At 38.7% G+C, this 23,860-nt stretch carries 28 protein-coding genes, 1 tRNA gene and 1 pseudogene; 10 read left to right on the forward strand and 20 right to left on the reverse strand.

Translation table 11 applies throughout. The annotated features are described in order from the left end of the window. The 3 genes and pseudogenes from KVY11_RS00005 to KVY11_RS00015 form a co-directional block, all read left to right on the forward strand. A pseudogene (locus KVY11_RS00005) lies at window positions 1-145 on the forward strand (pyridine nucleotide-disulfide oxidoreductase); the annotation flags it as partial. 180 nt (window positions 146-325) lie between these two features. Further along, window positions 326-667, forward strand: a complete 342-nt coding sequence (locus KVY11_RS00010; protein ID WP_058869489.1) for a hypothetical protein — start codon at window positions 326-328, stop codon at window positions 665-667. Between the two features lie 119 nt (window positions 668-786). Continuing rightward, window positions 787-1,485, forward strand: coding sequence for a VIT family protein (locus KVY11_RS00015; protein WP_062032668.1), 699 nt, complete (start codon window positions 787-789; stop codon window positions 1,483-1,485). 287 nt (window positions 1,486-1,772) lie between these two features. On the opposite strand, the gene KVY11_RS00020 is transcribed toward KVY11_RS00015, so the two are convergent. Both KVY11_RS00020 and KVY11_RS00025 read right to left on the reverse strand, forming a co-directional pair. After that, window positions 1,773-2,549, reverse strand: a complete 777-nt coding sequence (locus tag KVY11_RS00020) for a TIGR03915 family putative DNA repair protein (RefSeq protein ID WP_218287529.1) — start codon at window positions 2,547-2,549, stop codon at window positions 1,773-1,775. 1 nt (window position 2,550) lies between these two features. Then, window positions 2,551-3,810 carry a putative DNA modification/repair radical SAM protein gene (locus tag KVY11_RS00025; RefSeq protein ID WP_218287530.1) on the reverse strand — a complete coding sequence of 420 codons (1,260 nt, stop codon included), beginning with the start codon at window positions 3,808-3,810 and terminating at the stop codon, window positions 2,551-2,553. A 206-nt stretch (window positions 3,811-4,016) separates the two neighbouring features. On the opposite strand from KVY11_RS00025, the gene KVY11_RS00030 reads away from it, so the two are divergent. Then, window positions 4,017-5,069 (forward strand): nitronate monooxygenase family protein, encoded by a 1,053-nt coding sequence (locus KVY11_RS00030; RefSeq protein WP_218287531.1) that lies wholly within the window; start codon window positions 4,017-4,019, stop codon window positions 5,067-5,069. A gap of 40 nt (window positions 5,070-5,109) precedes the next feature. Here KVY11_RS00030 and dusB read toward each other — a convergent pair whose 3' ends face one another. The 4 genes from dusB to KVY11_RS00050 form a co-directional block, all read right to left on the reverse strand. Continuing rightward, a complete protein-coding gene (gene dusB / locus KVY11_RS00035; protein ID WP_168159722.1) occupies window positions 5,110-6,135 on the reverse strand; it encodes a tRNA dihydrouridine synthase DusB in 1,026 nt (341 codons plus the stop codon). A gap of 150 nt (window positions 6,136-6,285) precedes the next feature. Beyond that, complete coding sequence (locus KVY11_RS00040) at window positions 6,286-6,792, reverse strand: cytochrome b (protein WP_168159723.1); 507 nt, start codon at window positions 6,790-6,792, stop codon at window positions 6,286-6,288. Between the two features lie 191 nt (window positions 6,793-6,983). Next, on the reverse strand, window positions 6,984-7,211 hold the full coding sequence (locus KVY11_RS00045) for a hypothetical protein (protein WP_004980159.1): 228 nt from the start codon (window positions 7,209-7,211) through the stop codon (window positions 6,984-6,986). Window positions 7,212-7,317: 106 nt separating this feature from the next. Continuing rightward, complete coding sequence (locus KVY11_RS00050) at window positions 7,318-7,527, reverse strand: cold-shock protein (protein WP_004693506.1); 210 nt, start codon at window positions 7,525-7,527, stop codon at window positions 7,318-7,320. 437 nt (window positions 7,528-7,964) lie between these two features. Here KVY11_RS00050 and KVY11_RS00055 point away from each other — a divergent pair, with 437 nt between their 5' ends. Next, complete coding sequence (locus tag KVY11_RS00055) at window positions 7,965-8,546, forward strand: hypothetical protein (protein WP_218287533.1); 582 nt, start codon at window positions 7,965-7,967, stop codon at window positions 8,544-8,546. Window positions 8,547-8,926: 380 nt separating this feature from the next. Here the strand turns inward: KVY11_RS00055 and KVY11_RS00060 are convergent, their stop codons facing one another. Next, window positions 8,927-9,928 carry a zinc-binding alcohol dehydrogenase family protein gene (locus tag KVY11_RS00060; protein WP_218287534.1) on the reverse strand — a complete coding sequence of 334 codons (1,002 nt, stop codon included), beginning with the start codon at window positions 9,926-9,928 and terminating at the stop codon, window positions 8,927-8,929. A gap of 99 nt (window positions 9,929-10,027) precedes the next feature. On the opposite strand from KVY11_RS00060, the gene KVY11_RS00065 reads away from it, so the two are divergent. After that, entirely contained in the window at window positions 10,028-10,399 is a 372-nt protein-coding gene (locus KVY11_RS00065) for a helix-turn-helix domain-containing protein (protein ID WP_004693511.1), read from the forward strand. Window positions 10,400-10,588: 189 nt separating this feature from the next. Here the strand turns inward: KVY11_RS00065 and KVY11_RS00070 are convergent. From KVY11_RS00070 to KVY11_RS00100, 8 genes are all read right to left on the reverse strand, one after another. After that, a tRNA-Met gene (locus KVY11_RS00070) sits at window positions 10,589-10,665 on the reverse strand. A 96-nt stretch (window positions 10,666-10,761) separates the two neighbouring features. After that, entirely contained in the window at window positions 10,762-11,049 is a 288-nt protein-coding gene (locus tag KVY11_RS00075; RefSeq protein ID WP_081313236.1) for a hypothetical protein, read from the reverse strand. Window positions 11,050-11,126: 77 nt separating this feature from the next. Next, window positions 11,127-11,252: a hypothetical protein gene (locus tag KVY11_RS16535; RefSeq protein WP_017397253.1), complete on the reverse strand. Its 126-nt coding sequence runs from the start codon at window positions 11,250-11,252 to the stop codon at window positions 11,127-11,129. 89 nt (window positions 11,253-11,341) lie between these two features. Further along, window positions 11,342-11,626: a hypothetical protein gene (locus KVY11_RS00080; RefSeq protein WP_218287536.1), complete on the reverse strand. Its 285-nt coding sequence runs from the start codon at window positions 11,624-11,626 to the stop codon at window positions 11,342-11,344. A 255-nt stretch (window positions 11,627-11,881) separates the two neighbouring features. Beyond that, complete coding sequence (locus KVY11_RS00085) at window positions 11,882-12,169, reverse strand: head-tail connector protein (RefSeq protein ID WP_004980169.1); 288 nt, start codon at window positions 12,167-12,169, stop codon at window positions 11,882-11,884. Window positions 12,170-12,408: 239 nt separating this feature from the next. Further along, window positions 12,409-12,891 carry an N-acetyltransferase gene (locus KVY11_RS00090; RefSeq protein WP_218287538.1) on the reverse strand — a complete coding sequence of 161 codons (483 nt, stop codon included), beginning with the start codon at window positions 12,889-12,891 and terminating at the stop codon, window positions 12,409-12,411. A 142-nt stretch (window positions 12,892-13,033) separates the two neighbouring features. After that, window positions 13,034-13,243 carry a cold-shock protein gene (locus KVY11_RS00095; protein ID WP_004693516.1) on the reverse strand — a complete coding sequence of 70 codons (210 nt, stop codon included), beginning with the start codon at window positions 13,241-13,243 and terminating at the stop codon, window positions 13,034-13,036. A 278-nt stretch (window positions 13,244-13,521) separates the two neighbouring features. Beyond that, on the reverse strand, window positions 13,522-13,737 hold the full coding sequence (locus KVY11_RS00100; protein WP_218287540.1) for a hypothetical protein: 216 nt from the start codon (window positions 13,735-13,737) through the stop codon (window positions 13,522-13,524). Between the two features lie 562 nt (window positions 13,738-14,299). On the opposite strand from KVY11_RS00100, the gene KVY11_RS00105 reads away from it, so the two are divergent. From KVY11_RS00105 to KVY11_RS00115, 3 genes are all read left to right on the forward strand, one after another. Beyond that, a complete protein-coding gene (locus KVY11_RS00105; RefSeq protein WP_004980175.1) occupies window positions 14,300-15,505 on the forward strand; it encodes a DUF1615 family protein in 1,206 nt (401 codons plus the stop codon). Next, window positions 15,472-16,128 (forward strand): HAD-IB family hydrolase, encoded by a 657-nt coding sequence (locus tag KVY11_RS00110; RefSeq protein WP_218287541.1) that lies wholly within the window; start codon window positions 15,472-15,474, stop codon window positions 16,126-16,128. Before KVY11_RS00105 ends, KVY11_RS00110 begins: the two co-directional genes overlap by 34 nt. A 160-nt stretch (window positions 16,129-16,288) precedes the next feature. After that, the gene (locus tag KVY11_RS00115; protein WP_010326552.1) at window positions 16,289-16,489 is read left to right on the forward strand and encodes a hypothetical protein; all 201 of its coding nucleotides are present in this window, start codon (window positions 16,289-16,291) and stop codon (window positions 16,487-16,489) included. 36 nt (window positions 16,490-16,525) lie between these two features. On the opposite strand, the gene KVY11_RS00120 is transcribed toward KVY11_RS00115, so the two are convergent. After that, a complete protein-coding gene (locus KVY11_RS00120; protein ID WP_078389684.1) occupies window positions 16,526-17,620 on the reverse strand; it encodes an acyl-CoA desaturase in 1,095 nt (364 codons plus the stop codon). A 14-nt stretch (window positions 17,621-17,634) separates the two neighbouring features. Then, window positions 17,635-18,702, reverse strand: coding sequence for a ferredoxin reductase (locus KVY11_RS00125; RefSeq protein ID WP_218287543.1), 1,068 nt, complete (start codon window positions 18,700-18,702; stop codon window positions 17,635-17,637). A 140-nt stretch (window positions 18,703-18,842) separates the two neighbouring features. Between KVY11_RS00125 and fabR the strand changes: the two genes are divergently transcribed. Continuing rightward, a complete protein-coding gene (fabR, locus tag KVY11_RS00130) occupies window positions 18,843-19,538 on the forward strand; it encodes an HTH-type transcriptional repressor FabR (RefSeq protein WP_218288189.1) in 696 nt (231 codons plus the stop codon). Between the two features lie 38 nt (window positions 19,539-19,576). On the opposite strand, the gene KVY11_RS00135 is transcribed toward fabR, so the two are convergent. The 3 genes from KVY11_RS00135 to rapA form a co-directional block, all read right to left on the reverse strand. Beyond that, complete coding sequence (locus KVY11_RS00135) at window positions 19,577-20,392, reverse strand: alpha/beta fold hydrolase (protein WP_159127623.1); 816 nt, start codon at window positions 20,390-20,392, stop codon at window positions 19,577-19,579. A 137-nt stretch (window positions 20,393-20,529) separates the two neighbouring features. Beyond that, window positions 20,530-20,796, reverse strand: coding sequence for a PAAR domain-containing protein (locus tag KVY11_RS00140; protein WP_218287545.1), 267 nt, complete (start codon window positions 20,794-20,796; stop codon window positions 20,530-20,532). A 160-nt stretch (window positions 20,797-20,956) separates the two neighbouring features. Then, entirely contained in the window at window positions 20,957-23,794 is a 2,838-nt protein-coding gene (gene rapA, locus KVY11_RS00145; RefSeq protein WP_218287547.1) for an RNA polymerase-associated protein RapA, read from the reverse strand. Between the last annotated feature and the right edge of the window lie 66 nt (window positions 23,795-23,860).

Genomic DNA, 23,860 nt, shown 5'->3' on the forward strand with positions numbered 1-23,860 from the left:
CGATCGCAATGAAACCAATGTCAAAGGTGTATTTGCCGCAGGTGACTGTACGACTGTGCCATACAAGCAAATCATCATTGCCACAGGTGAAGGCGCGAAAGCATCTCTGTCTGCTTTTGATTATATTATTCGTTCTGGCGTGTAATCCTCTCAGACGCTTCTCTGCTAAAGGCTTATAGGCAACTCAGCTTATAAGCCTTTTTATCACGCTGTTTTTTATAAAAAATTACATTTTTTTAACAATAATGCAGTCTGCTTTACATTCAAAGTAGATTATATTTTGCCCAACCCCTACTTTTGGGTATAAAACGAAAAGGATATGAAAATGAATAAATTACTTATTGCTTTAGGTCTTGCTGCTGCTGTTGTTTTAGTGGGTTGTTCAAAAGAAAAAGCACCTGAAACAGGTGCAACGACAGGTGAACACCTTGAAAATGCTGCTGAACAAGCAGGTCATGATATTAACAAAGCTGCAAGTGAAGCCGTATCTGACACTCAAAAAGCTGCAGATGAAGCATCGGCTAAAATTGGTGCTGCCGCTGACGAAGCTGCTGCGAAAACTGAAGCTGCTGCTGAAGATGTTAAAAATGCCTCTAAAGAAGCAACAGCTCATGTTGCTGGTGCCGTAGAACAAGGTGCTGCTGATGTGAAAGAAAAAGCGCAATAATATTTCTAAACTCAAAAAAGCCTCCCACTCGGAGGCTTTTTTATGGGCTGTGCTATAGTAGATGAAACGTGCATTATTAAATAAATCATAACTTTAAAATTTGAGGATGATCTATCGTCATGTCCTATTCTCACCATGTTGAACCTCATTTAATTCATCGTACTGGTTGGCTACGTGCAGCGGTATTGGGTGCCAATGACGGCATCATTTCAGTGACCAGTTTGATTATGGGGATGGCGGCCAGTGGCGCAACCAGCCATACCTTACTCATCACGTGTATTGCAGGGCTCATTTCAGGTGCGAGCTCTATGGCTGCGGGCGAGTATATTTCGGTGAAGTCTCAATCAGATATTGAAGAAGCTGACTTAAAACATGAAGCTAGGGAATTAGATAAAAACCCGCACTTAGAACTTAAAGAACTGACTCAAATTTATATACAACGTGGACTAGAACCCGAACTAGCACATGAAGTCGCAGTACAACTCAGCGCACATGATGCACTGTCTGCACATGCTCGTGATGAAATAGGCATCCATGAAAATACCAGTGCCAAGCCACTTGAAGCTGCGGGTTCTTCTGCCCTCGCCTTTTCACTAGGTGCGCTGTTTCCCATGCTGGCCATTCTCTTAAGCCCTCAAGGCTATCTAACACAGTCAGTTGCTCTTACAGGGGTACTATCGTTATTCGGTTTAGGGGCTTTATCGAGCTACTTTTCTGGAACTTCTATGTGGACAGGTGCATTTCGTGTGACGCTATGGGGGATTTTCGCGATGCTGTTTGCCAGTTGGATTGGCTCCCTATTTAATGTGCATGTTTAACGTCAACAACACGAAAAGCGATAGCAGACTACCTATTTAAAATGTAAAAAGTCCATGGATTGAATGGGCTTTTTACTATTTACAGCATCATTCATCATCGACTCTAAACTTACACATTATTCTCTGAGCCACTACTCAGATGCACTATTACTGATGGTTGAGGTTCCATTCTACAGGTGCAACAACTTATTTTTTAATTAGCATGAATTAATTAACGTCTGTTCTCCTTCCAATAACAGCCTAAAACATTATAGAAAATGATGAGTCAACGCCTTACTTACATCTCGCTAGATTGTTTTTTCATTCATATAACGCCAGTAGCGTTTAGGAACATATTGCACATGTAGTTTGATATTTGTTCTTGCCTCGATGTTGATACTTTTAAAATAATCTTTCCATAACTGGTCATACAGCAGCTCATCATCATCTAATTCAACACTAAAGGACTGACTGTGTCCGACTTTGTGTGCATGATCAATTTGATCCACATCCATTTCTACCTGATGCACAGCTGTCAAATCATAATAAATTCCAAAATTTCTTCTTTCATCATAAATCAACCATCTTTGATCTTGATATCGGTTTCTAAAATGCCGTTCTATCAGTGGTAAAACATTAAAATCTGGCTGTACCAAACTTAGAAATAATCCATCCTGACATTTTTTAAAGCGGACAAAGGCTTCCATACGATGCTTTTCCCTACCCACTTGTTTGGCCCACTGCGAAACAGCCAATACATCCGCATGCGCATAGTTACGATCTACCGCATGTATATTTTTAAATACATAGATACAGAAATTAAAAAGATGTTGATGTGCCTGTTCCTGCTCAGACAGAAAGCAATAATAAAAAGATCGTAGACTCTCAACCGTAATTTTTTGCTTTAACCCTCGCCAAACTCGCTCTGCGTGTTCGTCATTTGAAGCAACCTCAATACACTCATCAAATAAGCTGGCTTGGGAATTGTTAGATGCAAGCTTGACGTCAAAATCTTTAAACTGAAAGCTTCTATATACACAACTCAGTAGTCCAGTCATGCTTTGATCAAAGCGATATATCGACATACTAAAAACCGAAGCCCAGTTGAGGCGAAAGCTGTTTTTGATATTTAGATTGCCCTGATTGCAAAATGTGCTGCCGAATCTGGTTCGCTTGTTGTTCTTTTTTAAACTTTGGCGTATCTGAACAGCGAATAAAATGCTGTGCCCGATTGTAAGCAATGCCCATACGCTTTAGTTGATCGATATGAATCTGCCCAAAACGACGAGCTTGCACAATTTTTTTAGCCGATTGAACACCTATACCCGGAACACGTAAAATCATACGATAGTCTGCATGTTGAATATCAACAGGAAAATGCTCAGGGTTACGTAGTGCCCAGCTGAGCTTCGGGTCGATGTCCAAATCTAAATTCGGATGCTGATCATTCACAATTTCCTGCGCATCAAAACCATAGAAACGCATGAGCCAATCCGACTGATACAGCCGATTTTCTCTTAATAATGGCGGTGCAGAACCCACGACAGGAAGCATTTTTTCCTGTTCATTGATTGGGATATAGCCTGAAAAATACACCCGTTTGAGCTGATACACTTTGTAATGATGATCTGCCATTAAAATAATATCTTTGTCTGTTTCTTGATGTGCGCCCACCACCATCTGAGTGGTTTGTCCAGCGGGTACAAACTTCGGCACATGTTGAATCACACGCCGCTCATCCATCAACTGAATTAAGCGATCGCGTACAATGCCCAAGTCCTTTTGTACTTCTGCATGTGATTTTTCAGGTGCAAACTGTTTTAAACCAACTTCTGTCGGCATTTCTAAGTTAATACTCATGCGGTCTACATATAAGCCCGCCTCGGTAATAATCTCTTGGGAAGCACCAGGTATCGTTTTTAGGTGAATATAACCATTAAAGTTCTCTTCAAGGCGTAACTTTTTCACCACTTGTAGCATTCGCTCCATCGTGAAATCAGCTGATTTAAAAATACCTGAACTGAGAAATAAACCTTCAATATAATTGCGGCGGTAAAAGTTGATGGTTAAATCCACCACTTCTTGTACAGTAAAAGCGGCTCGCTTGACATCGTTAGAGCGTCTAGAAACACAGTACGAACAATCAAAAATACAGACATTTGAAAATAGAATTTTAAGTAATGAAACACAACGACCATCTTCTGTATAACTATGACAGATACCGTTTCCTGTATTTCCCAAACCTTGATTGTTGTTTTTACGATTGCTACCACTGGACGAACAGGACACGTCATATTTAGCTGCATCAGCTAGAATCAGTAGCTTTTCACGGATACGATCGGTCATGACGGTCCTCGGTAAAATCTAAAATAAAAGTATAAAAAATTTCAGACTAAAAGCATTGCCAATACACATACCCAACGACATGGCTTGTCGCTAAAAACCGAAAAATAAACGTGATTGCTTTAGATATTTTTCGAGAAAATACTGAATATTATTTGCCAATTTTGCAGTGCTTGGGCAAAGTGTCTATATGTAAAAGGAGCAAGTACATGTCTTTATTATTAGAACGTCTTGAAATTAAACATCCTATCTTCCTTGCACCGATGGCTGGTGTTTCTACACCAGAGCTTGCGGCGGAGGTTTCAAATCAAGGCGGGCTAGGCTCACTTGGATTAGGTGCAAACACCGCAGAAACCGCACGTAGCCAAATTTTAAAAACCCAAGCACTGACCGAACAACCTTTTCAAGTTAATTTTTTCTGTCATCAAAGTGTCGAACTTGATCCAGCTATCGCACAAACATGGATTGATTTTGCAAGGCCTAATTTTGAACAATACGATGCAGAACCACCCACGCAACTGCACTGTATTTATCCTAGCTTTTTGGACAATGATGACTTTTTAAATGTCGTACTTGAAACTCGCCCTAAAGCCGTCAGTTTCCACTTTGGTATTCCGCATCCGCATCAAATACAGGCGCTAAAAGACGCTGGCATTTTAACCATGGTTTCTGCAACTAACCTAGCGGAAGCACGGGCTATTGAAGCAGCAGGAATTGATTTTATTATTGCTCAAGGTATAGAAGCAGGTGGACACCGCGGGATTTTTAATGAACATTTTGATAGTGCAATACGTACGGTCGACCTTGTACAACTTCTGACTCAGCACTGTCGGTGCCCGATTATTGCTGCAGGTGGCATTATGAATGGTACACAGGCTCAACAGATGTTAAGTCTAGGTGCGAGTGCGGTACAGTTGGGAACAGCTTTCGTACAATGTAAAACATCAAATGCCAATGATGCCTACCGTCATGCACTTTTCCATGAGCACATCACACAAATAAGTGCCAGTATTTCAGGTCGCCCTGCTCGCGGTTTACTCGGTCACTGGCATACCCAGATTGATCTACCGAATCGCCCTGCTGTTGCTGCTTATCCGTACTGTTATGATCTAGGGAAACAATTACATGCCGCAGCAACCAAACAAGGCGATCAAGGTTTTGGCGCATTTTGGGCAGGCACGAACGTTTCGCAAATTCGTGCCATGGAAGCACCGGACTTAATTAACCAACTGTTGGTTGAAATGCAACAAGTTAGTTATTAAATCAAGTTATTCACTTAAAGCTCCATACGTGGAGCTTTGTTTATTTGGTTTCCAGCAAATTGACCTGTTCAACTTGTACGTCATTCATGGTTTCACCATGAATGAGTAATTGGTCAAAGTAGGCTGCGACCACTTTAAATTGTTCAGTTGTACTTTCCACTTTGTACATGTTCTGGCGAAACTCATTACTTGAACGTAAACCTTTGGTGTACCAAGCAATATGTTTACGTGCAATTCGGCAGCCAGAATATTCCCCATAAAATGCATACAGTTCGGCAAGATGTCCAAGTAGAACTTCTTTTACTTCTTGAATACTTGGTGCTGCCAAATGTTCACCTGTCTCCAAATAATGTGCGATTTCACGAAAAATCCATGGACGCCCTTGCGCAGCGCGACCAATCATAATTGCATCTGCACCGGTATAATCGAGTACATATTTGGCTTTTTCTGGACTATCAATATCTCCATTCGCAACCACTGGTATACGAATCAGCTGTTTAACCTCCTTAATTAAATCATAACGAGCCGTGTTCAAATACATGTCTTCACGGGTGCGTCCATGTAACGCCAACGCAGCAATACCGGCCTCTTCAGCACGTTTCGCTACACGTAAGATATTTTCATGACCATTTAAGAAACCCAAACGAGTTTTAAGTGTGACAGGTACATCAACTGCAGCAACAACTTCATCCAATATTCGAGCCACCAAGTCTTCATCTTTTAAAAGTGCGGAACCTGCCAGCTTATTACAGACTTTCTTGGCAGGACATCCCATATTGATGTCCACAATTTGAGCACCATTTGAGACCTGATATCGTGCAGCTTCCGCCAACTCTTTGGGATCTGATCCTGCAATTTGCGCTGAAATAGGCGCCAATTCACCATCAAAATTAGCACGATATAAGCTTTTTTTACTCATCCGTAACGTTTGATCTGATGTCATCATTTCACTGACAGCATGCCCTGCACCAAAGTATTTGCACAGAGACCTAAATGGACGGTCAGTTACGCCTGCCATCGGAGCCACAATCAAATTATTTGACAGTTGATACGGACCAATATACATATGAATTCATCACTTTTTCGACCGGCACAGTATACTGCATCTACACTTTCGGCTCATCTTTTATCATCTGCTCTATGACTATGAAGTACTCAAAATATAAAAAAGCCAGACAAACCTAAAAGGCAACCATCAGATAGCCTCTAAATCACATCATTTTTTAAAAAGCATACTTTTTAAGACGTTATCTTTGAAAATGAAGTGGTGAATCAATGCCGCACAGGCATGTAAACCCACGAGTGTAATAAAGAGATTCCCTAAAAATTGATGCGCATCTGCAATATAGTCACTCCCCCAAACAGTGCTTAAAAGCGGTAAATTTAACGATAAAACTTGGAAACTACCAGTAAAACTCGATAATGTCATCCAGCCCGCTATTGGAACGATACATAGGCTTAAGTAAAGGAAAAATCTGACCATTTTAAATAACATTATCTGGTAAGAATTAATTATTTCTGTTTTAGGAATACTTTTTCTATACAGAAAAACAAAACTTAATCTCAAGAAAAATAGGATAAATATTAAAAGTCCACCTGCAACATGAATCTGGCCTTGCCAGTCCGTTATTGTGGGATCACCTGCAGTCAGATACACCATTGCAACTAAAACAAAGGTAATCCAATGCATGATTATTATAGGTTTTGGATAATTATTCTTCATCGCTTTTCCTAAGTTTTAAATATTTTTATAAAACGGAGCTGTTAAAAAAAGCTTAAACGAAAAATGTAAAGAAAAATAGAATGCTCAGCTTTTTCATTCAGGCTAGGCTTTACTTAACCCTTAAGAATCAATAGATCTCTTTCACAACTCAAAAAGCAATCTATTTAAAAACAATATAATCAAATATTTAGTTAGGCAACTTTATAGTTAAATTTAAATAATTGATTTAAAGCGGTATAGAATGTTCTACCATCTAAATTTAAGTCCACTTCGATTCCAGACTGAAGCAGCACACGCTTACCCACCTCAATAGATTTCAAGCCATCACGGGTATTTTGCATTTTATTTAGAGGAATTAACGAGACTATAATTTCAGTACCATTTGAAGATTTAGCAATTAAGGTATTAAGTTTTTTCAATTTTCACCAGTTTTTTTCATATATTCCAACAAGGAATAAATATTTAATCAATAATTTTTAGTCATTAAAAAAGCACTGTTCAGTGCTTTTTTATATTTAATGCTTCTTATAAAGCAACAATATTTACAGCATTTGGGCCTTTTTGACCTTGCTCTATGCTGAATGACACTTGTTGCCCTTCATGCAATGTTTTGAAGCCTGAACTAGCGATTTCGCGAAAGTGAGCAAAAACATCTGGACCAGATTCTTGTTGAATGAAACCAAAGCCTTTAGTTTCATTAAACCATTTAACTGTACCGGTAACTGTAGTAGACATAATATATCCTGCTGAATTTTAATAATTTTAGTCAAAAATAAATGACTAGATGTAACTTTGAAAATAATAAAAGTGGAGCTTAAGATCTGAAACAACGGAGGATTATGACTAAAACTGCGATACTTAAAGAAGATTTACTAAACATTACTTTTTTCTAGTTACGCCAAGTATACATGAAAAAAATAAATATTCAAGTTATTTATAGCTGTCATAAATTTTAATTATATTAGGTGTTTCCTGCAATCAATTGAAACGTCCTTAAAAATAGTAGTTGTAGCATCTAAAAAAAAGCCCTAGTCGTGTGCTGAGCCTTAGAATAGCTTGAGCCAAAACATTGAGGCTAGAGATGAAATTTCAAACGTTTCGCATAAGGTGTAGTATGGGTTCATTCTGGATAAATGAAATAGCCTTTAAATAAAGTTTTTTTAGGATCAATAATGAATAATAAAGTTAGATTAATCTTTTGCATTGCCCTACTCTCAAATTTGGGAGCATGTGTTGGCAATATGAACCCTACAGGCGGCAATGGTAGGACTGATTATCCTTATTACATCACGACACAACCAATGATCGTGAAAAAGATCAATGTACCTATAGGCACAAAACTAGAATATGAAGAACAACTTTTTAAATCAGGCCAACAAGATTCATTATTGAACGAAAAAAAACTCATCAGGATTTCCTTCCCAGCAGATCAATCAATGAATTGGGCTGGTGTACCCATTGGTTTTATTCACAAATATTTTAACTCAGAAATGAAAGGCTTCAGCGTTTATGCACGTGTCAACCAACTCCCGAGCAATAAGCAGACACGATTTTCTCAACTTTGGCAAAACTGTAGTGATGACTTAGGCATTCGTGTTAAAAATACGGATGATTGGACATTCAATCTCAATAATATCGCCGATATCGATAGTTGTAGTGTGAATTATCAACGATACTTTAAAGATAACGTCCAACAACAACATTATCTTGATCAGCTTTACCAAGAAATGCAAAAAGCAGGAACAGTGAAATAGCTCTTGGGTGTTCAAATAATCACAACTATACGAAATCTTCCGTGCCTAAGATTTTTAATACTCGCAAAGCACTGTTTTGATTTAACTTAAATAAAAATAAAGCGCTACACAGCGCTCTATCTAGACTTATGCTGAGGATAATATATTAAATCAAAGTTGTGTGTTTCATTCTTTACAACATAATACTTAATGAATTGAGAAAATTATTCCAAAAGCTTTTTATTATGTGTACATGAGTGAAACTGATTTCAAAAAGAGGAAAGCCACCCTAGTGCGCTGAACCCTAGAATGGCCTTGCTCAGAATATTGATCCTATATGTATAATTTCAAGTGTTTAACTTAAAAATCAACCCACTTATTTAAGTTGAGCTTAAAACTAGTTAAAAGCCTTCCAAAACGATTTTTCCTTTCGCTCGACCAGATTCAATCAGCTCATGAGCAAGTTTTAAATTTTGCGCATTAATTTTACCTAAAGTCTGATTCAGCGTGGTTTTAATTCTGTGGTTATCTACCAGTTCTGCAACCTGATGTAATAGCTGAGATTGTTGTTCAATATCTGTTGTATTAAACATTGAACGTGTAAACATGAACTCCCAATGCACAGAAACCGACTTAGACTTAAACTCGCCGATATCTAGTGATTTTGGATCATCAATTAAGCCTAACTTACCTTGTGGAGCAATAAGCTTAGAAATTTGAGGAAGATACGTTTCTGTTTGATTGGTTGAAAAAATATATCGAGGTGCATCTAAACCCAATGCTTTGATTTGCGTATTTAAATCTTCGGTATGATCGATGACGTAGTCAGCCCCTAAAGACTTAACCCATGCTTTAGTCTCTTCCCTAGATGCTGTAGCAATAACTTTTAAATTTGTCCTCGCTTTGAGTAATTGAATCGCAATAGATCCTACACCTCCAGCCCCTCCAATCACTAAAATATTATCAGATTGATCTAAATCAACATTGAAACGATCAAATAACATTTCCCACGCTGTAATAGCGGTTAATGGCAGCGCAGCAGCTTCAGCATCACTCAGACTTTGTGGTTTTAAACTAACAATATGCTCATCGACTGCTTGATACTCAGCATTACTCCCATCCCGAGTTAAATCACCCGCATACCAGACCTGATCTCCGACTTTAAAGTGTTGCACGCCAGAACCGACTTCAACAATCTCACCCACTGCATCCCATCCTAAGATACGTGTATTGCCTGCTGCGACAGGGTTTCGTCTAACCTTAGTATCGACAGGGTTAACCGAGATCGCTTTGATTCTAACCAACAAATCCCGATCTTTTAAGCTCGGCATCGCTTTTTCAATATCTACCAGTGGATTTTGAAATCCATGATCCATACCGTCAATATAAGAAATAGCCTTCATTCACTTGTCCTCTTGTTTTGTTATTTGAGTTTACTTAATATTCTTTTTTAAGTTATACAGACAAATTCGTCTTATAGTTACCAAAAGGATACTATTGAAATGGGTAAGCTAAAACATTCGCGTTTTGATTGCACACCAGGATGTTCTGTTGAAGCGGCTATAGGCTTACTTGATGGTAAATGGAAGAGTATTATCTTATGGCATTTATTAGAAGACGACGTTTTAAGGTTTAATGAACTGAGAAAGAAAATTCCAAATGTCACTCAAAAAATGCTCACTAGACAATTACGTGAACTTGAAGAGGATCAACTGATTCTACGAAAGGTTTATGCCGTTGTTCCACCTAAAGTAGAATATCGATTATCTACACTCGGCACTTCTTTAGCACCTATTTTGGTTGCATTAAAACAATGGGGGGATAAGAATATTGGTTTATTTGGGAAACCCATTATGCCGTTAGAATCAGAATAAAATTTAAACCTGTTTTACGTCACTTACAGTCCAGTGTTTTCTAGAAATACTGTAGTTTCATAGCTTACACACCATTCCAGTAACTTGTATAAAAGCACGTTCTTAAAAACCGCTATGTATAAAATTAACCAGCCATAAAAAAAGCCTAATCTGTGAAGATTAGGCTATAAACTTTGAATCTTTTTTCGTTGGTAGCGGGAGCTGGATTTGAACCAACGACCTTCGGGTTATGAGCCCGACGAGCTACCAGACTGCTCCATCCCGCATCAACGAGTTAGCTTTATACGCCCTAAGCACCCACAAAGCAAACTTTATTTGTAATATAAGCAGTTATTACATGAGCAACATACAAATTCTAGTGCTTAACCAATGCTTGCTTCAGTGATAAAAGCGGGATGTGAGGCTCTATAGACGCTTAATCTTGTTTTTTCACTGTCTAAAAATGACTTAGGCTCTTCAGACCATATTGATTTTCTTGAATCAAGACCCGAATGACTTAAAGCCCAATCTGAAACTGTACTATAAACAAAAGTATTATCAGCGAAAACTAATTTTGTCTTCCTTCCCATACTACTTATAAGAACTTTATGTGTAGGTAATGATCCAAATGTACTAATTTGGGTGTAAATGTATTTATAGGTTTCAGACATAGAAAAAAGTACTTAAAGGACAGCACTACTATACCATTTTAACTCTTAAAAAAGCCCACCATTTGGCGAGCTTTTTCTTACTGATCTTTATCCATGGAATGTGGCGTTGTAGTTTTATCCTGCTCTTTCGTATCTGTATCTCTTTTTTGGCATGCCGTTAATCCCAGCATTAAAACTAAACTTACTATTGCAAATATTTTCATCATTTTTGCCTAGCACGATTTAAAAATATAACTTATCAAAATCTAAAGATTTCAATGTTTAATTTATGAAACAACCCCATTCTCTTTCTTTACAGATGAGACACTTGGCGATTTAGAGCTTTATGTGCCCAATGAATGAATTTGTCCTTTTCATGGAAATGTGGAATATTTAATAAATGAATATGAGTAACCTCACCGAAATTACCTGAAATTTTATTCGGTGCCAAAATAACAAAATCTCTCTTATCCCCTACATGTAACTCCCTAAAAAATTCCATAACCTTAAAATGAAGATTCAGAGCAGTGAATCCTTCTCTTTCAATTAGAAAGTCATAGATTTGGCTGAGTACATGTAATTCAAATTTTTTATTCATGGTCTATTCTTCTCATATTTATTTTAACAATTGGTATAATTTAACCTAATTTTTTTCTTTGTTAAAGTAGATAAAAAACCCAGCCTCTGGAGAATCAATAGAGCTGGGTTAATGAAACTTCATTGTTAAATTTTATTTTATTCTTGAAATTGATTCTAACGCACAAACCCAATAAATGCAAATAATTCTCAATTACAATTATCATAATTTCAAATATGCCTACCTAAAGATACATACAATTATCTACATCACCTATCAAACAGTGGGCTTACGATATAGATTAAGCAAAGAGAGTACGGGTATTGGGAGGTAGTTACCATTCACAGATACCTCTCCCCCATCTTTTCTGTGCTGTTCCCAGTATTCAATTAATAGTAAAGCAGCTTGTTTAATGGCAGATGGATATTCCGATCCAAAATTATCTGTAATATAATTTTTAATTATAGCGTCAGCTGCAACAATAAAGCTTTTTAATGAAACATCATTGCTATCATCGGCATAGTGTAAGTGGCGCTTCACTTCATGTAATTCAACAATACTCATAGATCACTCCATTTTTCCGAGTCAGCTTTTACACTTTCATCACTAAACTCGTTCCTAGAGTCTTTTAGGGTGTCATAGCAAATATCACAATTTCACCTCATTCCTATTCTCATATTGATTACTTGGCATTGAAATCCCTTTATCTAGGGATTTTTCTACTATTCTTAATCAGTCCTTCAAAAGATTTCTTATAGATCAATTAATATTTGTTCATATATTTTTTAAATAAGCCATTCAGGCTAAAAAACTAAATCTTTTCGATCTGCTTTTAAATAAACTTCAGGTGCACTATATAAATCAGAGATAATTGCAACTTCTTGAGCACCTAACAAATCTTCATAAATTTTTCTTGCGAAGTTATTCACGCCTGTCGTCACCAGTACGTTTTTTATCTTCTGATTTCTTTGCAATAATTCATTCTCAACGTCCTTAAGCGAGTCTATAATTAGTTTTTTGCTTAATCCCAAACCTTGAAAATCTGGATGGATCGCTATTTGATCTAGTTCCAGTATCACTTTCTCTCGAAAGCCAGACTTTTGAGCCCAAAAAATATAGCCAACCGTTTTATCAGACACGATTACGTGACAAAAAAACCGAGGATAAGCCGCAAGTGTTGATGCTATCCATTGCTTGGAATCTGCTTGACGTATAAATGATTTGTGATGAATTTCTGCGATGTCTGTTAAATCATTTTGATGTGCTTTTCTAACTAATTTTTCCATGAACTCATATCGTTACCTGTTTAACTGAAGATTCTATCAATCCCTAAAGGCAGCGGAATTACGGGATCTTAACAACGAATAGTAAACAAGCTGCCATTAAAAAACCCGCTAACTGAAGCGGGTTTTTTAATTCACAATATTCTTAGATTACTGTGATAGAGCTTGCTTGAGGGCCTTTTTTGCCAGCTACAATCGTAAACTGAACACGTTGACCTTCATTCAACACTTTGAAACCGTTTGATTGGATTTCGCTAAAGTGTGCAAAAACGTCTTCTCCAGTATCGCTAGAAATAAAACCAAAGCCTTTAGTTTCATTAAACCACTTAACGGTACCAGTTGTAATGTTTGACATAAATATTCTCTTAAATTTTGAAAAATATAAGAATTAATCTTTTAAATCATATACATCGGATAAACCGCAGAGTTGAATCAATTGCGAAATAACTTTAGTAAATACAATAAAATAAATAATTCAGATACACTATCACTATAAGCTTTTTAGCGTGCAATAGATAGACCTTAGCATATTATTTTATTGCTCCCACCTAACCCCACATGAAATGCTTTTTCATCCATATTGATAAGAAAATCTTCACTAAACGCGGATAAAGCTTATTTGCCCGCTTCTAGCTAATTTTTCTTTCCTAAAATCAACTCAACTTGATGGGTGACATCCCATATTTTCATTTCAGCATGTCGCCAAAAAATAAAGACTTGATCGCCCTTAACGTACTTTTGCTTGATATAGCTCGATGATTTATTTTGATCTATCTCTTTTGCATTAAATCGCATCTTATTTAAAATCACTACTTGACCATCCAAGTCACCACCAATACAGATATTCATATTGTTCTGCCTGCTAAGTAACAATTAAACTATAGCACAAATAAAAAAGCCTACTCTTTAATAAGCTTTTGAGGCTTATTGCCGAGCCTTTGGCTGTACTCCATAACTATTGTTCATAGTTCATCGAAAATTAGAAACATCGTTTTGATATCTTTTTTGCATGACGGTCATGCCCAAAGATGACTTGTAATGACAAAGTAAGACCTATCCTATCTCTTAAGCGTGAGTTGTATTAGGAATTAGATGCCTTTTAAAGTTGTCATCCTATTCATTGAACTATTTTCTGTTTAATTTATTAAAAAAAGAATCTCAAAAAATGGAAGAATCATAAGTTAAGCTCCCCCTCAATCTATTGCACGAATCTTGCACCACAATAAAACCAATAGCAGATTGAATACTAATCATTTTTCTTAACAACCCAACCCACTTACCATCAGAACAACAATCAAATGATTTGACAGTTGATACCGACCAATATACATATAAATTCATCACTTTTTCGACCGACATAGTATACTGCACCTGCTGTTTCGGCTCACCTTTTATCATGTGTTCTCTGTTTATGAATAAAAAGCTGTTTCTTTCTTCTGGTTTAAAAACACTAAGTGTCTTGGCCATATCTATAGGCTTAACCGCCTGCGGTGATCGTTCATGGTGGACAGATGATGAGCCTAAGCTCAATGCTGAACAAATCGCACGCATCATTCCCGGACGCGTAAATGACCGCCGTTCATGGGCTGAAGATATTTACGATATTTCAGAGCAGTTTGGTATTCCGCAAAATAAAGAGAATATGTGTTCGATCATTGCCGTGGTTGATCAAGAGTCTAATTTTGTTGCAGATCCACAAGTTTATGGTTTGGGTGAAAAAGCAGTTAAAGAAGTCCAAGATCGCTTAGATGAAAAATTTAAAGATAAGCTCGGCGATGCCATTGGTGGCACCATCGCAGGTTATTTCCAACAGGTCTTAAAAGAGCAGCCAAGCCCTGAAGATAACTATTTAAGCCAAATGCGCCGTGTTAAAACAGAACGTGAACTGGATGAACTATACCGTGAAATTTTTGACTATATGTCAAAGCACTATCACGTCAGTGCACTCACAGGTGCAGCTAAACTTGTCGGTCAAGACGTGGGCGAAAAAATGAACCCGATTACTACGTTGGGTTCAATGCAAGTGCATATCGGTTATGCCAAAGATAATAAACGTGAAGGTGGCAGCATGGCTGACCTACGTACCGACCTTTATAGCCAATATGGTGGTCTATACTATGGCATTCACCGCCTGATGATGTACCCTGCTGACTATGACAAACCCCTTTACCGTTTTGCCGACTATAACTCAGGTATGTACTCAAGTCGAAATGCAGCCTTCCAAAGTATGTTAAATGACTTAACTGAAGCTGAACTTGATTTAGACGGTGACTTGTTACTTTATGGCAAAGATGGCTCACCTAAATCTGCAAAGAGTCAATCAGAACGTGAACTCATCAGTGTTTTCGCTCAGCACAATATTTTGGTTACTCCGCGTCAAATTCGCTCTGACCTGAAAAAAGAGAAAGAGAAGAAATTTGAAGATACAGCCACCTATCGCGCTGTGGCTAAGCTTTATCAAGAAGTCACTAAAAAAGAACCTTTCTATGCCATGATGCCAGAAGTCGTCATTTCTGGTCCAAAGCTCAGCCGTGACTATAATACCAATTGGTTTGCCACTCGTGTCAATGGACGTTATCAAACATGCATGCAACGTGCAAAGCGCATAAAAATCTAGCCTTATTTGACTTTGATGGCACCCTGTATGACAAAGACAGTTTTACGGGGTTCATCTTCTATGTACACTCAAAACGGCATATTGCCCTGCAAGGCTTAAAAGTCCTGCCTTATATTCAAAGTTATTATTTAGGTTTTTATCCTGCCCATCATATGCGCTCTAAACTCTTCCATGCGATGTTTAAGCAAGCTGAAGTGAGTGAAATTGATGCTTATGCAAAACGCTATGCTGAGCTCTTAATCAAAGGACTCAACCCAGCACTTTATAGCCAACTGAAACAGCACCAAAGTTTGGGTGATGATGTAGTTTTGGTCTCTGCCTCAATTGATATCTATTTAAAGTATGTGTGTGAAATACTCTCAATCGATCTGATCTGTACCCAAGTTGAACAAGACCAGCAATACTACACAGGGCGCTATCAGACAGCTGACTGTAGCTGTGAGTACAAAGCGCAACGTATCCAAGAAAAATATGCGCTGGATAGTTATCATGCCGTTTATGCTTATGGAAACAGTATTGAAGATAAACAAATGTTGTCTTTGGCTGATTTTAGCTATTTGGTAGGGACAGATTTAAGTCTTCCTGACTTGTCAAATACATCAAATCAGCGCCAAATAAGTTAATTATTAAGCACAGATTAATAATTAGCCATATTAAATTTTTAAAAATATTTATTATTAAAATTCAGTACGTTTTATTTACCAAAAAATATATTTATGATAAATTTTGCCTAATAAAAATATTTTGAGAACCATTCCACTTAAATTATAAAAAGGCATCAGTATGGAACAGTTATCTCCACCCAAGTATGTCAAAGGTCTTTCGATCAAATTCGGTGAAAGCCCCTTTGTATTATTGGCGCAGTTCGCTTTTAATGCTTCAAAACAAAAATGGTTAAAACACGAAATTGAACATGTGCTCAATATCGCCAAACAAGGTGATTACAATCATCTGGTAAAGACATTACGTCAATTTAGTAAATAACAAAAAAAGCCACTTCAAATGAAGTGGCTTTTTTACTTACTTTTTAAAGGGAAACGCATATTTCACAATACGTTTGATGACGCTACCATACTGTTTTACTAAGCTGGCATTGTTATAGTTAATGCCATACTTTTCACACACTGCTTGTACTTTCGGTGCCATTTTACGGTAACGACGCGCAGGTACATCTGGATATAAGTGATGCTCAATTTGATGACTTAAGTGCCCCGTCAAAATATGGAATGCTTCAGAACCAGTTAAATTCGACGAACCACGAATTTGGCGCATGTACCAGTGACCACGGCTTTCATTTTCCAGTACTTTTTTCGGAAAAACTTCAACGTCTTTGGTGAAGTGACCACAGAAAATCACACTAAATGTCCACATATTACGGATACCATTTGCAACCAAATTTCCCGTAAAGACAGGCAATGCCGCAGGTCCTGCAATGAGTGGGAAAAACACATAATCTTTAAACAATTGTTTACCAATTTTGCGCTGCATAGGTTTCCATTCAGCTAAGGTCTGCGCTTTGCTTTTACGTCCCTTGAAGTATTTGCCTAATTCCAAGTTTTGGATCGCAACGCCCCATTGGAACAACAAACAAAATGGAATGCTATAAATCGGTTGCAATAAAAAGCCCGGTTTCCAACGTTGTTCTGGGAATAATCGAAGCAGACCATATCCAATGTCATCATCCATTCCTTTAATATTGGTATAGGTATGATGCTTGTAGTTATGGGTCTGACGCCAATTGTCTGCTGTACCTACGATGTCCCACTCATAGTTTTGACCATTAAACTTAGGGTCGTTCATCCAGTCATATTGACCGTGCATTACATTGTGACCCAACTCCATGTTTTCCATGATTTTGGCAAAACTCAGCAAACCCGTGCCCAACACCCATGCTGGTGGGAACCAACCTGCAAATAAACATGCACGACCTGCGATAGACGCATAACGCACCGCTGCATAGACACGACGAATATATTGCGCATCTTTCTCGCCAATATCATCCAGTACTTCTTGCTTGATGGCATCTAGCTCACGTGCAAGCTCATCTAACTCAAATGTCGTTAACTCACGATTCTTCGGGTTTTTAAAATATTCAACTTTAACAGGCATATTCATTGTATTTATTCCCCTTATAAATCGACAATAAGATCAGTTTGTGCCGTGTTGACACAAATTTTTAGAAAATTACCAGGTTCAGAATTTTGTGCACCATTAACCAAGTTTTTAGTCGAACCTTCCACTTTGTTGCAGGCACATTTGTTACAGATTCCCATACGGCAGCCATGTTGAGGCTTCACATTTTGCTGTTCCAAACTTGCAAGAATGGATTGGCCTTTTGGAATGCTTAAAATTTTCTTCGACTTTGTTAAGGTAATATTCACAAAACCAACATCATCATTTGCAAATGGACTCATGCTAAACGCTTCAGTTTTTAAGGTATTGGCATGAGCGAAAAGCTGCTCAACCGTAGCCACAAAACCTGAAGGGCCGCATGCATATACCGTTGCATTTTCAATCTGATCCAGTCTAGACATATGCTTTTGGTTTAAACGCTCACCTTCATCTGACTCTTGGGTATAAAACATGCTGAATGTGAAGTTTGAGTATTGTGCTGCCAACTGCTCAAAATATACTCTGAAAGCTGCATCAGTATGCTTTTTCACCCAATACATCAAATGTACAGGCTGTTTTTTAAGCTTGGTGATCTTCTCTAAACGTTTCAGTAAACTCAGCATGGGGGTAATACCACTGCCCGCTGCGAGTAAAATTAACTGTTGATCATTTACAGTCAATTGCATATCGCCATAAGGCTGGCCGAACTCTAAAACGTCGCCGATTTGAGCCTGCTCACAAAGCCAATGACTTACCTTACCTTGGTCTACCATTTTTACATTCAGTAAGGCATGTTGCGCATCAATCTGGGTCAAACTATAGGTACGTTCATAACGTACGCCTTGAACCACGACATATACAGGATGATGTTGCCCCGCTTGCCCCATTTGAAAGTGACGGTTGGTTTGTAGGGTCAAGCTCACCATATCGTGTGCAATTTGCTCTTTTTTTACTACTTTACCCAAAGCTTGGTGTGTCGACCAAAGTGGGTTGATTTTTTGAAGCCAAAAGTTAGCTGTGTGTCGGTCTATTACACTCTCAGCATACTCAGTTAAAGGAGATTTAGTTTTTTCAAGGATCTGCATAGTAAAGGACCACGCCATAGATTTTGAATTATTATACATATGTATATATATTTGTATATATATTCTTATTGTTTCGTTTCGTTTCACAATGCCGACCAGTGGAGCTATAATGAACTGATTGATTTAATTGCTTGATAAATATGACACCGACCACCATTCAAACCCATACAATCAACACAGAGCATGAAGCTTCAAAAAAACATGCACCAGTGCTTGCACGTAGTGTTGGTCGAAAAGCAACGATTACAAAAGATGAACTGTTTCAAGCTGCTTTAAATTTGATTGGTCCTGAAAAAAGTATTGCATCCTTAAGTTTGCGCGAAGTTGCACGTGAAGCAGGCATTGCGCCGAATAGTTTTTATCGTCATTTTAAAGATACCGATGAACTTGCTATTGAGTTGATTGAACGTGCAGGTGTTGTGCTACGCCAAATTTTGCATGAAGCACGGATTAAGGCCATTCGCCAAGAAAGTATTATTCGTAGCTCAGTCGAAGTTTTTATTGAACAACTGGATGCTGATGACGGCAACTTAAGCCTGCTATTACGCGAAGCATATACGGGTTCGGCATCTTATAAAAATGCGGTCGAAAGACAGTTAAATTATTTCCAACAAGAACTCAAAGATGATTTAATTCGTTTAGAACGTTTAAATAATAGCAAACTCTTCCACCCTGAATTGGTGTCCATGGCAATCACCCAATTGGTTTTCAATATGGGTGCCAAAGTGATTGATATGCCAAGTGTAGAGCGTAAAAAAATGGCTGAACAAACCATGATCATGATTCGCATGATTTTGGAAGGTTCGCGTCATTTGGATGAGGCGATGATTCGCTAATCTGTTATTACACTCAACAGATTCACTGAAATATCTTCTTATTTGTTTCGCTGTTGCTCTTTAATGAGCTGGTGCACAAATTCTGCGGTCTGTTTCGGTTGTTCTAGCGGAAACATATGCCCACCTTCAAGCACACTATAGTCGATCGCATAGGTTTTTTTCATCCCTTGGGGTAAACCTTGCTTATAGAAATGGCTGTCTCTGGCAGTCAGCACATGAATTGGCATATTAGGTGCTTTGCGTGGGGTACGCCACCACCATGCAGGCACTGTCCTGAAGATCTCAGCTTCAGTATGTTTGGGAATGGTTAGCGTCACCCCATTTCGAGTCGGATCACTTTTTAAACCGCACGCCATAAAGTCCGCAAAACACTGTTCATCAAAGTCTTTAAAAATACGATTCGGTCTGAGTGCCTGACTGGCCTGCTCAATACTTTCCCAATGATCACGACGTTTGACGGTCACCGCAGCTGGGGTAAGTTTTTCAATGGACTTTGATCCCAGCTTTTGTAACGCTTCAAATAAAAAGGCCTTGGAACCAATCACAAACGGTGGATCCATGATAATCACTTGAGAAAACAACTGTGGTTTTTTATAAGCCGCCATAAGCGTAAGTAAAGAACCAAAAGAATGCCCTAAACCAATCACTTGTTGCCGTGGAAACTGCTGTTCAATATCTGAAATAACTTGATCGACCAACGCTTCCCAACGGTATTCCACAGGATAGTGCGGATCTAGGCCAATCATCGGGATCGCTTTGACATCAAAATCTTTATTCAAAAACTGAAAGAATTTTTGATAGCTGCCCGAGGGAATGCCGTTTGCATGGGTAAAGTGTAAGGCTGGTTTGCTCATGTCATTCAAATCTATTTTTATAGCATCTTTACCATAATCGTTTTTTAATCTAAACGAAATGACGCAGGATGAACCCTAAGTCATGAACTTTGATCACTTCCGCCAATTTTTAAAAATATTCTGGAATAGATCTGAGATCACTTTGCAGAAACAGTTAAGTTCTGATTAGCTAAAAAAGTAGCGCCACAGTTGGTTTTGTCTCCGGCAATCACCACAGCACGCCCCAAGACCGTTGTACTCGGATCTGCTGCAATCGCAGAAACCACCATTCGACACTTTGGACAAAAGTGCTTCATTCCATTTAAATGCACAGCAATACCATTGATCACAAAACTGTTTTCACACTCAGTGACGATGCCACCATGTGTTGTTTTTGAACCCATTGTTACTAGAGCTTTAGACATAATTTATTGTTCGAAACGTTAGAGTTTTAATGGCGAAAATTCTAGCATAAGCAAGCGCTTAAAATTTCAATGAATTACTTTTCAAATACAACTTAGACATCCCTTTTTTAAGGATCCATTAAAAAAGCACCCGAAGGTGCTTCTCATGCAGCGATTCGAATTATGGTTTAACCACAACCATCACTTGAATTGCTTCTGGTGTAACCGATAGGCCATCTAGCAAACCAAGACCTTCTTTTTGCAGTTTTTGTAGGCGCGAAATTTCGTCTTCACGAATACTCGGATTAAACTGCTTTAAGTAAGTCAGACGGTCAATTTCGTATTGCCACTTACTGCCGTAGACTTCTTTCGCCTGTAGCACAAAGCTTGGTAAAGCCGCACGCGCAAGCTCTAATGCTTGTACATAACGCTGTTCAATCACTTCACGGCGTGCTTTCACAACTTGACGACAGCTATTACCATCCAAATGATGCAAGTACGGTTTTAAAATTTCAGGTGCAATTTTCTGCGACAGGTCTTGACCCTTTTCACTCAACAAAACGCGAACTAGCTGCTGCGGTAAGCTTGAAGGCAAATTCAATGCTTTCGGCGCAACCACATCGACCTTAAACCACACTTCTAACAACACCGAACCTTGTGGTAAAGCAGCTGACTTCAACACTGCAACGTTGGTACTACCAAAACCTTGAGTGTTGATCATTTCCATCACGCTTTCAGTAAATGGATGCTCAAGGGTTAAATACTGAGCATCTTCACGTATCTGAGCTTGATCGCGGTAGAAGGTTGCTGTCATGCCTTCTTCATCCAAGGTTAAACCTTGAACTTGCATTTGATCGGTTGGTTTAATGATGACTGTACCGTTGCTTTGTTCGTCAAAATCAATATTTGTCGACGCCATAAAGCGCTTCATAAACATTGGCAAAGTGGTGTTGTCATCATAAGACTCAAGCGCTTGTACAATTTCTTTCGCCACAATTGGACGACAAGAGTTGTATTCAAGCAAACGGTCACGACCTGATTGTAACTCTGCTTCTAAGGCTTCACGTTGTACGCTGACCGCTTCGAGTAAGTCATCAAACTGCTGACCTTTATCTGTCAGTAAACAATCTTTCAATTCAACAATAAAGTTTTCTTGTAAAGTTTGCGCAGTTGGCGAGATATTACTGAAAATATTTAATGCTTCGTTATACCAACGGAACATACGTTCTTGCGCTGTACCAATTAGATACGGCACATGAATTTGAATCCGGTTTTCTTGACCAATACGGTCTAAACGACCAATACGTTGTTCAAGTACATCTGGGTTTGCAGGCAAGTCAAATAAAATCAAATCTGATGCAAACTGGAAGTTACGACCTTCAGAACCAATTTCAGAGCACAGTAAAATTTGTGCACCATAAGATTCTTCAGCAAAGTAAGCCGACGCTTGGTCACGCTCAAGTAAACTCATGCCTTCATGGAACATTGCAGTACGAATACCTGCATGTAAGCGGAGAACATTTTCAAGCGCTTCAACCACGGGACCACTACGTGCAATAAGCAACACTTTTTTGTGTTTTAAGTCTGTACGTAGTTTCTCCATGAGCCACATGACACGTGGGTCAGCTTCCATCCACGCACCGTCAAGCTGTGCTTCTTCTGGCCACATTTGTTCACGCAATTTACCATCTTTAGACCAGTTTTCTGGTGCAGGCAAAGGTGCAGGCTGACAGTCACGACCTGGGAAGCCTTGAATGGCCTCACGGGTGTTACGGAACAAAATACGCCCTGTACCATGACGGTCTAAAAGCTCATGAATGGCACGGAAACGTTGTTCTGGTGCATCTTCAATGCGATGCCCTAACAAACCTTCCAATGCAGCTAAATGCCCTTCTTCAAGTGGCATATCTGACATCAGTACTTCAGCAATTTTTGCAGTTTGTTGATACTGGGTTTCTTCATCCAAGAAACGATCCAGCGAACTAAAACGCTGTGGGTCAAGTAAACGTAAACGCGCAAAGTGACTTTCCACACCCAGCTGTTCTGGGGTTGCCGTTAACAATAAAACACCCGGTGTTTTTTCTGCTAACTCTTCGATCAAGTCATAGCGGTCATTACCACCATCTTCTTCATTCCACATCAAGTGATGTGCTTCATCGACCACCAACAGATCGAAACCAGCTTCTAGGGCTTGTTCACGCAAGTCATCATGGTCAATCATCAAATCGATTGACGCAATAATGCATTGTTCAGTCAAGAATGGATTCAGTTCAGGATCATGTTCTTTGATTGAAGCCGTACGGGTTAAATCAAATAATGAGAAGTTCAAATTGAAACGACGACGCATTTCAATCATCCACTGATATTGCAGTGAATCAGGTACCAAAATTAGGATACGTTCTGAACGGCCCGTTTTAAGTTGTTGATGAATAATTAATCCGGCTTCAATGGTTTTACCTAAACCAACTTCATCGGCTAAAAGGACACGGGGAGCAAAACGCTGACCCACTTCGTGTGCAATATACAACTGATGAGGAATCAGACCGACACGCGAACCGACCATACCACGTAAAGGGCTCGACTTCATATTGGCTTGCATCAGCATCGCTTCAATACGTAAGTCGTACCATTCTTTATAGTCAATTTGACTTGCCAATAAGCGATCAAGCGGTTTAGACAGCTGAATTTGAGCGCCAATGCGAGTCTCATTCAGTGATTTACGTTCTTCCGTGCCATCTTCTAAGCGACGAACAACGTTATAGCGCACCACACCATGACGGTCTTCATGTGATTCAACCGTCCACTTGGTGCCTTCTTGATCTTGTAATTCATCGTTCACGTTAAAAATGATACGTGATAAAGGTGCATTATTCCGTGCATATACACGTGTTTCATCACTTTTAGGGAATAAGATGCTGACAGATCGCTCATCTACATCAATAAGAACTCCTAGACCTAGTTCCGTTTCAGTATCTGATAACCAACGTTGACCAATAGCAAACTGCTGCAATTTTTCCACCTTTATCTACAAGTTAGGACTGCAAATTTAATGCTCAAACATTGTTTGATATTTGAGCAAAATTAT

The sequence above is a fragment of the Acinetobacter sp. CWB-G5 genome, from assembly GCF_019209785.1.
Classification (GTDB): Bacteria; Pseudomonadota; Gammaproteobacteria; order Pseudomonadales; family Moraxellaceae; genus Acinetobacter; species Acinetobacter johnsonii.

Bases quoted from the DNA above. Each gene is read 5' to 3' on its own strand.
- KVY11_RS00010 (WP_058869489.1), top strand. From the start codon at position 326: ATGAATAAATTACTTATTGCTTTAGGTCTTGCTGCTGCTGTTGTTTTA.
- KVY11_RS00015 (WP_062032668.1), top strand. From the start codon at position 787: ATGTCCTATTCTCACCATGTTGAACCTCATTTAATTCATCGTACTGGT.
- KVY11_RS00020 (WP_218287529.1), bottom strand. From the start codon at position 2,549: ATGTCGATATATCGCTTTGATCAAAGCATGACTGGACTACTGAGTTGT.
- KVY11_RS00025 (WP_218287530.1), bottom strand. From the start codon at position 3,810: ATGACCGATCGTATCCGTGAAAAGCTACTGATTCTAGCTGATGCAGCT.
- KVY11_RS00030 (WP_218287531.1), top strand. From the start codon at position 4,017: ATGTCTTTATTATTAGAACGTCTTGAAATTAAACATCCTATCTTCCTT.
- dusB (WP_168159722.1), bottom strand. From the start codon at position 6,135: ATGTATATTGGTCCGTATCAACTGTCAAATAATTTGATTGTGGCTCCG.
- KVY11_RS00040 (WP_168159723.1), bottom strand. From the start codon at position 6,792: ATGAAGAATAATTATCCAAAACCTATAATAATCATGCATTGGATTACC.
- KVY11_RS00050 (WP_004693506.1), bottom strand. From the start codon at position 7,527: ATGTCTACTACAGTTACCGGTACAGTTAAATGGTTTAATGAAACTAAA.
- KVY11_RS00055 (WP_218287533.1), top strand. From the start codon at position 7,965: ATGAATAATAAAGTTAGATTAATCTTTTGCATTGCCCTACTCTCAAAT.
- KVY11_RS00060 (WP_218287534.1), bottom strand. From the start codon at position 9,928: ATGAAGGCTATTTCTTATATTGACGGTATGGATCATGGATTTCAAAAT.
- KVY11_RS00065 (WP_004693511.1), top strand. From the start codon at position 10,028: ATGGGTAAGCTAAAACATTCGCGTTTTGATTGCACACCAGGATGTTCT.
- KVY11_RS00075 (WP_081313236.1), bottom strand. From the start codon at position 11,049: ATGTCTGAAACCTATAAATACATTTACACCCAAATTAGTACATTTGGA.
- KVY11_RS16535 (WP_017397253.1), bottom strand. From the start codon at position 11,252: ATGAAAATATTTGCAATAGTAAGTTTAGTTTTAATGCTGGGATTAACG.
- KVY11_RS00080 (WP_218287536.1), bottom strand. From the start codon at position 11,626: ATGAATAAAAAATTTGAATTACATGTACTCAGCCAAATCTATGACTTT.
- KVY11_RS00085 (WP_004980169.1), bottom strand. From the start codon at position 12,169: ATGAGTATTGTTGAATTACATGAAGTGAAGCGCCACTTACACTATGCC.
- KVY11_RS00090 (WP_218287538.1), bottom strand. From the start codon at position 12,891: ATGGAAAAATTAGTTAGAAAAGCACATCAAAATGATTTAACAGACATC.
- KVY11_RS00095 (WP_004693516.1), bottom strand. From the start codon at position 13,243: ATGTCAAACATTACAACTGGTACCGTTAAGTGGTTTAATGAAACTAAA.
- KVY11_RS00100 (WP_218287540.1), bottom strand. From the start codon at position 13,737: ATGAATATCTGTATTGGTGGTGACTTGGATGGTCAAGTAGTGATTTTA.
- KVY11_RS00105 (WP_004980175.1), top strand. From the start codon at position 14,300: ATGAATAAAAAGCTGTTTCTTTCTTCTGGTTTAAAAACACTAAGTGTC.
- KVY11_RS00110 (WP_218287541.1), top strand. From the start codon at position 15,472: ATGCATGCAACGTGCAAAGCGCATAAAAATCTAGCCTTATTTGACTTT.
- KVY11_RS00115 (WP_010326552.1), top strand. From the start codon at position 16,289: ATGGAACAGTTATCTCCACCCAAGTATGTCAAAGGTCTTTCGATCAAA.
- KVY11_RS00120 (WP_078389684.1), bottom strand. From the start codon at position 17,620: ATGAATATGCCTGTTAAAGTTGAATATTTTAAAAACCCGAAGAATCGT.
- KVY11_RS00125 (WP_218287543.1), bottom strand. From the start codon at position 18,702: ATGCAGATCCTTGAAAAAACTAAATCTCCTTTAACTGAGTATGCTGAG.
- fabR (WP_218288189.1), top strand. From the start codon at position 18,843: ATGACACCGACCACCATTCAAACCCATACAATCAACACAGAGCATGAA.
- KVY11_RS00135 (WP_159127623.1), bottom strand. From the start codon at position 20,392: ATGAGCAAACCAGCCTTACACTTTACCCATGCAAACGGCATTCCCTCG.
- KVY11_RS00140 (WP_218287545.1), bottom strand. From the start codon at position 20,796: ATGTCTAAAGCTCTAGTAACAATGGGTTCAAAAACAACACATGGTGGC.